Origin of the sequence: Protofrankia sp. CiP1_Cm_nod2 (genome assembly GCF_920664355.1) — a bacterium.
Taxonomy (GTDB): domain Bacteria; phylum Actinomycetota; class Actinomycetes; order Frankiales; family Frankiaceae; genus Protofrankia.
This window is the reverse complement of sequence record NZ_CAKKTL010000234.1, coordinates 1-7,967: the sequence shown is the minus strand read 5'-3', so window position 1 is coordinate 7,967 and position 7,967 is coordinate 1. Positions and strand designations below refer to the sequence as shown.

Annotated in this window: 5 protein-coding genes; 1 reads left to right on the top strand and 4 read right to left on the bottom strand. The window is 73.9% G+C overall.

All coding sequences use genetic code 11. The annotated features are described in order from the left end of the window. Window positions 1-245 precede the first annotated feature (245 nt). Complete coding sequence (locus NBW84_RS20185) at window positions 246-935, top strand: cyclic nucleotide-binding domain-containing protein (RefSeq protein ID WP_043607335.1); 690 nt, start codon at window positions 246-248, stop codon at window positions 933-935. A gap of 350 nt (window positions 936-1,285) precedes the next feature. Here the strand turns inward: NBW84_RS20185 and NBW84_RS20180 are convergent, their stop codons facing one another. The 4 genes from NBW84_RS20180 to NBW84_RS20165 form a co-directional block, all read right to left on the bottom strand. After that, entirely contained in the window at window positions 1,286-5,260 is a 3,975-nt protein-coding gene (locus NBW84_RS20180) for a tetratricopeptide repeat protein (RefSeq protein ID WP_250286427.1), read from the bottom strand. A gap of 427 nt (window positions 5,261-5,687) precedes the next feature. Further along, window positions 5,688-6,608 (bottom strand): MBL fold metallo-hydrolase, encoded by a 921-nt coding sequence (locus NBW84_RS20175; RefSeq protein ID WP_250286428.1) that lies wholly within the window; start codon window positions 6,606-6,608, stop codon window positions 5,688-5,690. 388 nt (window positions 6,609-6,996) lie between these two features. Continuing rightward, window positions 6,997-7,494 carry a RidA family protein gene (locus tag NBW84_RS20170; RefSeq protein WP_250286425.1) on the bottom strand — a complete coding sequence of 166 codons (498 nt, stop codon included), beginning with the start codon at window positions 7,492-7,494 and terminating at the stop codon, window positions 6,997-6,999. After that, window positions 7,491-7,658 carry a DUF4177 domain-containing protein gene (locus NBW84_RS20165; RefSeq protein ID WP_250286423.1) on the bottom strand — a complete coding sequence of 56 codons (168 nt, stop codon included), beginning with the start codon at window positions 7,656-7,658 and terminating at the stop codon, window positions 7,491-7,493. Before NBW84_RS20165 ends, NBW84_RS20170 begins: the two co-directional genes overlap by 4 nt. Window positions 7,659-7,967 lie beyond the last annotated feature (309 nt).

Genomic DNA, 7,967 nt, shown 5'->3' with positions numbered 1-7,967 from the left:
GGTCGGCCCCGGGCGCGGGCCCGTGGATGCCTTCTCGCCCTGTGTGACTACGTAGAGTAATCAATCGCTTCGGTCCGTGTGTGACTTTCCGTCCACAGGCCCGGGTCAGGGGTTGACGGGAGCTCTCCCGGGCCGGCCGAGCGGGCCGGAAATACCCGGATTCGCCCGACCTGTTCAAGACCCGACAGCCTCTTTCGGCTTTCAGGTCGTGCCCTTTGGCGCTACTCCTGGCATGCTCGGACGCCGTGGACGATCTGCTTGCCCGTGTTCCCATGTTTGCCGGCCTGTCCGAACAGGACCGGCAGGCCCTTAACGATCATTTGGAACGTCAGAATGTTACCCGAGGCGACGTTCTGTTTCGGGAAGGTGAAACCGGAGACCGTGTCTTCGTGATCCTTGCTGGAAAGGTCAAGATTGGCCGTGCGGCGTCGGACGGACGCGAGAACCTCCTCATGGTGATGGGGCCCGGAGACCTCTTCGGGGAACTCTCGCTGTTCGACCCGGGGCCCCGCACGGCCAGCGCGACCGCGGTGACCGACGCGTCGCTGGTCTCCCTGGAGCACACCGCGCTGCGCCCGTGGCTGGCAACCCGGCCCGAAGCGGCGTCGCTGCTGCTGCGGGTGCTGGCCCAGCGCCTGCGGCGGACCAACGACTCCATGGCCGACATGGTGTTCACCGACGTGCCCGGACGGGTGGCCAAGGCCCTTCTCGACCTTGCCGAGCGCTTCGGTGAGCCGGCCCAGCCCGGCAACGAGGCGGCTGGTGTCCGGGTCGAGCACGGCCTGACCCAGGAGGAGCTCGCCCAACTGGTCGGGGCCTCCCGGGAGACGGTCAACAAGGCGCTCGCGGACTTCGCGACCCGCGGCTGGCTGCGTCTGGACTCCCGCGCGGTGGTGCTGCTCGACCGGGAGCGGCTCGCCCGCCGCGCCCGGTAGGGCGTAAGCCGGCGGACGCCGGTCGACGCGGGCGTGTTCGGCCCACGCGACCGGGGGTCCGCCGGGAGACGCCCCTGGTTCCGGCCTGAGGGGGCACAGGCTGGCTGACTCCCGTCCCAGCAGGTCCTGACCGGTACGCCTGGCGTACCGGTCAGGACCTGCCCTCACATCATGAAGATCTTCTTTGCTGGGTCGGCTGCAGGCGCCGGACCCGGCTGCTGTCGTGCGCGCCGCCATGCCCGTGCCGCCGCAGCGGTGGTTGTCACACCGTCGCGACGTACATGACCCACTATCTGACCGGACCCGCTGACCGGACCTACTACCTGGCCCGTCGCGTCGTATCCGAATGGCTACCAGCTGCCACTGCTGTCACTGCCACCTGCGCCACTGCCACCTGGCACCTCCGCGCGGTTGTCCCGCGCGGTCATGCCTGCGTGGTCGGCTCCGCCAGGGACGGCACCGTCGGCGCGCCCGCCGGGGATGCCGTCCCTGGCGGAAGACGCCGCGGTCGACGCCACCGTCGAGGGCGCGGCGCCCGGCGCCGGCAGGCCCGTCGCGGGGCGGGTCACCCGGACGTCGGCGACCCCTGGCAGGTTCACCGGTTTCGGGCCCACCGGCCACGAGCCGTCGGGAACCGCGGACAGCAGCCGGCGGGTCTGCGCGGCCTCGCTCACCGCCTCCGTCGCGGTCGCGGCGGCCAGCGCCTTCTCGTACGCGGCCCGGGCCTCGGCCGGCTTGCCGCTCGCGACCAGCACGGTACCCAGCGCCCGCCATGCCAGGACCTGGGCGCGGACGTCCTCGGCGCCCACCTCGACCGCGCGCCGGGCCACCGCCAGTGCCTCGGCCGGCCGGCCGGCGTCGAGGAGCGTGCCGGCCAGATGCGCGTACGCCTGGCGGCGCGGGAAGAGCAGGGTGGCCGGCTCGCCGGCGGCCAGCGCCGTCTCCAGCAGGTGGATCGCCTCCTGCAGGCGGCCTCTGGCCCGCGCGACCTGGGCGGCCAGCACCTTGGCGCCGAGCTGGGCGTGGGGCTGCAGCTCGAGGCTGTCCAGCGCCCGCATGGCCAGGTCCGCGGCCTGCTCGGCGTCGTCGAGGAGCCCGGCGTCGAGCCGGGTGAGCCCCAGCAGCACCATGGCGAGCGCGCCGACGACGGCATGGCCGCCCTGGTCGGCGGCGGCCTGGGCGTTGTGCAGGTGCGCCGCCCCGCGCTCGGGGTCACCGGCGCCCCGCGCGGCCAGGCCCCTGGCCACGAGGGTGAGCGCGACACCCCAGGTGTCCCCGGTCGCCTCGAACAGCCCCGCCGCCCGTTCGGCCTCGGCCTCGGCCTCGGTGATGTCCCCGAGTTCGGCGGCGGCGACCGCGTCGATCGTCAGGCACACGGCCAGGCCCCACACCTCACCCAGTGACCCGGCCATCTCGATCAGGTCGCGGGCGAGCCGGCGGGCCCGGCTGAGCTGGCCGGACAGCAGCCAGACCAGCGCCTCCGTGCCCGCGCACCAGCCCAGGCCACCGGTGTCGTCCAGCCGCCTGAAAACCTCGGAGGCGTCCCGGAGGTACTCCTGGGCACGTGGGTAGTCCCCCCGGGTGGTCGCGCTCCAGGCGAGGTGCTGGAGGGCCCAGCCGACCCCTCTGGGATCGCCGACCCGACGGGCGAGGGCCAGCGCGTCGGTGAACCGCTTCTCGGCGTGGCGCACCCGGCCGGCAGCGTATTCCAGCAGGCCGAGCTGGCGCAGGGTGGCGGCGACCACCCGGTCGCTGCCGGCACGCTGAGCCTCCTCGAGCGCGGTGACGAGCGCGGTCGCGGCCTCGTCGTCCCGGCCCTGCTTGTGCCGCAGGTCGCCGAGGATGCGGTACGCCGCGGCCCGCAGCTCGGGTGTGGTGACCCGCAGTGCGGGCCGCAGGACACGCTCGGCCTCGTCCAGCCGGCGCAGTGACGCCAGGGCCTCGGCCTGCAGCACGACCGCGCCCAGATCGTCGAGTTCGCCCACGACCCCCCGGCCGAGCCGGCGTGCGCTGGTGATCAGATCGATGGCGCTGCGGTGGTCGTCGCGGGCGAGCGCCGAGCGGGCGACCCGGACCAGGGCGTGGAACCCGGGCTCCCGCGCCGACCAGGCCGGATCGGTGGGCGCCAGCGCCATCGACGCCGCGAGGTCGTGGGCTCGTTCGGCATGGTGGCCGACGAAGGCCGCGACCTCCGCCTCGGAGCCGCTGAGGAACTCCACCCCCCACTGGGCCGCCGCGGCGTGCCGGCGGGCCCGCTCCACCTTGGGCAGGCCGGCGTAGGCGACGTCCCGGGCCATCGGGTGCACGAACGTCCACATCGGCTCCCCGGGATGCGGGGCCCGCAGGAGCTGGCGTTCGGTGAGGGTTTCCAGTGCCCGGTGCACCTGCTCGCCGCGACGGTCCTCCAGCGCGGGCAGCGCGTCCGCGGGGAACCGGCTGCCGAGCACCGACGCCGACCGCAGGACGGCCTTCGCGATCGGGTCGAGATCGTCGATGCGGGCGGCCAGCACCGACTGCACACCGGCCGGCAGCGTGGTCTCGGGCAGGGATCCCTCGAGCACCCAGGCGCACTGCTGGGTGCCGGCCGGGTGGGCCGGGGGACGCAGGATTTCCGAGGCCGGGCCCGTGTCCGGCGCGACGCCGTTCGACGTGGTGCCGGGCAGCGGCTCCGTCCCCGCCACGCCGGCGCTGGTGCCGACATCGGTACCGGCGCCGGCGCCGGCGGCGGCCGCGCCGGCCGCGCCGCCGCGGTGCAGGATGCCCCGGTCCACCAGCAGGTTCAGCAGCTCGGTGAGGAAGAACGGGTTGCCGTGGACCCGCGCGAGCAGGGCGGCCCGGGCGGTCTCGTCCAGCTCGGCGCCGCCGAGATAGTCGCGCAGCAGGCTGGCCGAGGCGGACTCCGCCAACGGGGCGAGCGCGAGCGACTCGGCGTTGGGCAGCCCGGCCAGCGACGGGACCTCACGGTCAAGCATGATCAGCAGTATCGGCCCGCGCAGCCTGCCGGCGAAACGCCGCAGGCCCTGCCACAGCGCGGTCGTCGCCCATTCCAGGTCGTCCAGGACGATGACCAGCGGCCCGTCGTTGGACAGGCCGCCGAGCAGCACGGCCACGTCGTCGACGATCGCGTCGACGGCCCGGACGGCGGGATCGTCGGCCGGGTTCTCCCGCCCGGCAGGGTCCCCCGGCGGGATGTCCGGGGCCACCGTCGAGCGGCCCTCCGGCGGCACACCCAGCAGGGCGAGCAGCTTGTCGGCCACGCCGCCGGGGATGCGGGTGCGCGCTGCCGGGTGCTCCAGCCGGCTGACCGTGCGCCGGACCCGTTCGGCGACCCGGTCCGGGCTGTCGCCCTCGCCGACCCCGCAGGCGGTGCGCACGATGTCCATGAGCGGGGCGAGGTCCCGGCCGTCACCGTGGCGGACCGTGCGGCCCCACAGCACCCTCGCGTCCTGCGCCGCGCCCGCCCGGCGGGCCAGTTCCACCGCTATCCGGGTCTTGCCGATGCCGGCCTCACCGGTGACGACGACCGTCCGCGGCTGGCCGTGCGCGACGACGTCCCGGAAGGCGGACTCGAGTACCGCGAGGTCCTGGTCGCGCCCGGTGAACGGCGCGTCGTCGCCGTGCCCGGGCCGGGCGACGTTGGACGGCCGCAGGCTGACCAGCTCGTAGGTGGGGACCGGCTCGCGCTTGCCCTTGAGCTTCAGCGGGGCCAGCCGGCGCCAGGTCGCCACCGAGGTCGTGGCGATCATGGTGTCGTGGCCCGCGTACACGGCGCCCACCGCGGCGGCGTCCGACAGCCGGGCGGCGGTGTTCACCGTGTCGCCGATCACCGTGTAGGTCAGCGACGCCTGGACGCCGGCCAGCACCTCCCCGGTGTTGATCCCGACGCGCAGGCCGAGGTGGCGGCCACCGCCGGCCTCGTCGGTGACGAGCCGGCGGACGGTCTCCTGCATGGCGGCGGCGGCGCGCACGGCGCGTTCCGGGTCGTCCTCGTGCGCGGTCGGCGCGCCGAACACGGCCATGATGCCGTCGCCGGTGAGGTTGTCGACCCGGCCGCCGACCTCGGCGACGTCGCGGGCCAGGGCCGCGAGCACCCGGTCGGTGACCTCGCCGACACGTTCGGGATCCAGGTCCTCCGCCCACGCGGTGAAGTCCGAGAGGTCGCCGAACAGGACGGTGACGACCCGGCGTTCGGCGCCCTCGTCGGTGCCCATGCCGTTTTCGGTCTGCAACGGCAGCCCGCAGTGGAAACAGAACCGTCCACCGGGAACGGCGGGAGTGCCGCACCGCGGGCAGCGCAGCGTTCCACCGAGGGGAGATGTGATCATTGGGGCGCCCTGAAGCCGGAGTCAGAGCCTGGCCATGACGTCCGGCCGGCCTGCCCGGTGTATCGGGCCTGCCGGCACGGTATCCAGGACCGGACCCTTTTGACGTGGTCGGATATATCCGGAGCGTTGCGCACGGGTGGTCGCCTCCCGGCCGCGAGCATAAGCCAACCGTACGAGATCTTCTGTTCGTGCTGATCTTAACGGTTTCCAGGAAGGAAGAGGGCGGTGTGGGATGTCCAGAATCCGGCCGGCTCTACCCTCCCCACCGAAGGCGATGCGATCATGTTTTCGCATCACCGGAGGTGCGTGGGCTGGCGGGGCCGAAGGCGATGCGATCATGTTTTCGTGTTCGTGCGGGTCCCGCCGTCGACGCGATCATGATTTGTGGACGCGGCCGGAAGGCCGTCTCCGCCGCCGGAACGGCGGCCTATGCGAGCGGGAGCTCGAGCGGTGTGGTCCGCAGTTCCCGCCGCTGGCGCAGGTGCTCGATCTGGGCGCGGACGGACATCTCCGCGGCCGGCCACAGGGCACGGTCGACGTCCGCGTAGATCCGTTGAACGATCTGACGGACCGTGCTGTCGCCGGCGGCGAGGGCCGCCCGGACCTGGTCGAGCCGGGCCTCCCGGTGCGCGAGGTACGCCGCCGCGGCGCGGCCCGCGGCCGGCAGATGCGGCCCGTGGCCGGGGAGCACCATGGCGTCACCCAGCTCGCGTAGGCGCCGCAGGCTGGCCAGGTAGTCGCCGAGCTGCCCGTCGGGGTGCGCGACCACGGTCGTGCCCCGGCCGAGGATCGTGTCGCCGGTGAGGACCGAGCTTCCCGCGGTGGGCGCCGGGACGTCGTGACCGCTGGCGCCGCTGTTGACGCCGCCGGTGCCGCTGGTGCCGCCGGTGCCGGTCCACCGGTCGTCGGTGAGGACGAACGACAGCGAGTCGCTGCTGTGGCCGGGGGTGGCCAGCACCCGGATCTCCACCCCGGCGGCGGCGATCACGTCGCCCTCGGCCAGCCCTTCGTCGCCGAGCCGGTGGGCGGCGTCAAGGGCGCGCACCGGCGCGGAGGTCAGCTCGTGCAGCGGCACGGCACCCTCACTGTGATCAATATGACCATGGGTGAGCAGGATGACGTCGACCGGCCCGGCCGCGACGATCGCCGCGAGATGGCCGGGGCCGGGTGGGCCGGGGTCGACCACGACGCAGCCGGTGGCGCCCGGGGCGCGCAGGATCCAGGTGTTCGTGCCGTCCAGGGTCATCGGGCCGGGGTTGGGCGCGAGCAGCAGCGAGGCCAGCAGGGTCACCTGCCGCGGCGCGGGCGGGCCGCCCTCCGCCGGGGCCGCCGTGCGCGGGCCGGGCACGCCGCCCGTAACGCTCGTATGCCCCACAGGTCACTCACCAGGTTCCGAAGCGGACGATGCTCTGCCGCGCGGGTGGCCCGGCACTCCACCCGCTCGTTGCCCGGACGGCCCACCGGACTGCCCGCTGGCTCGGGCTGCCCACCGGCCCGACCGTCGAGTCGGCTAGTTCTGCCGTAGACAGTAGTTCTGCCGTAGACAGTAGGTTGTCCGCCCCGGCTCGCGCACCATGTCGGCGGTCGCGGCCAGCTGTGAGCTGCGTCTCGTTCGAAGGCCCGTATACAGCCGTTTTTCGATGACCAGCCGCCGGTGGACAGTTATCGTTTGGATATATCCACAGCTGGACGGCGGCCCGCGTGCACGCCGTCCGTTCGCGGTTCCCCGACAAGGGCTAGCTGACGGTGACGACGATCTCCACCTCGACCGGAGCGTTCAGCGGCAGGACACCCACCCCGACCGCGGACCTGGCATGTCGTCCGGCGTCACCGAACACCGCCACGAACAGGTCACTCGCACCGTTGATCACTGCCGGCTGGCCGGTGAACGCGGGCACGCTCGCGACGAACCCGACGACCTTGACGACACCGGTGATCGCGTCCAGGCCGCCGGCCACCGCGGCCGCGGCCGCCAGCGCGTTCAGGGCGCTGATCCGGGCCAGGTCGGCAGCGCGCTCCGCCGGCACCGAGCCGCCGTCGGCGGCCTCGCCGACCGGCCCGGTCGCGGCGAGGACGCCGTCCACCAGGGGGAGCTGTCCGGCCGTCCACACCAGGTCACCGTGCCGCCGGGCGGGCACGTACGCGCCCGCCGGCGACGGGGCCGTGGGCAGCGTCAGGCCGAGCGCGGCCAGGCGTTGCAACGGGGTCGCCGCGTCGGCTGTCACGGCGCTCACCTCGCCGGTTCGCCCTTGGGGCGCTTGAAGTAGGCGACCAGGCTCTCCGGGTTCGGCCCCGGGACGATCTGGACCAGCTCCCAGCCGTCCGCCCCCCAGTTGTCGAGGATCTGCTTGGTCGCGTGGATCAGCACCGGCGCTGTCGCGTACTCCCAGGTCTGCATGACTTGTGACCATAGTGCGTCGCGGCCGAGGATCACGTGACGACGTCCACGGCGTGCCTCTCGGCGCCCACGCCGGGAGCACGCGCGGGACCGGCCCGAAGGGGGCTCGCAGGCTCGTCTGACGGGCGCTTGGCAGGCTCCGCCCGGCCGTCTGAAGCAGCCTGGAGGACATCGCCGGGAGGAAGTGCGCGGCCCTGGTGGCCGGGCCGCGGGCGGGGCGGATGGCGCGGCGGCCCTGCGGCGTCCGCGCCGCCCTGGCCCGCACCTGGCCCGCACCTGGCCCGCACCTGGCCTGCACCTGGCCCGCAC

What these genes read in the sequence shown, in the direction of transcription:
- NBW84_RS20180 (WP_250286427.1), bottom strand. Translation starts at nt 5,260, where the DNA reads ATGATCACATCTCCCCTCGGTGGAACGCTGCGCTGCCCGCGGTGCGGC.
- NBW84_RS20165 (WP_250286423.1), bottom strand. Translation starts at nt 7,658, where the DNA reads ATGCAGACCTGGGAGTACGCGACAGCGCCGGTGCTGATCCACGCGACC.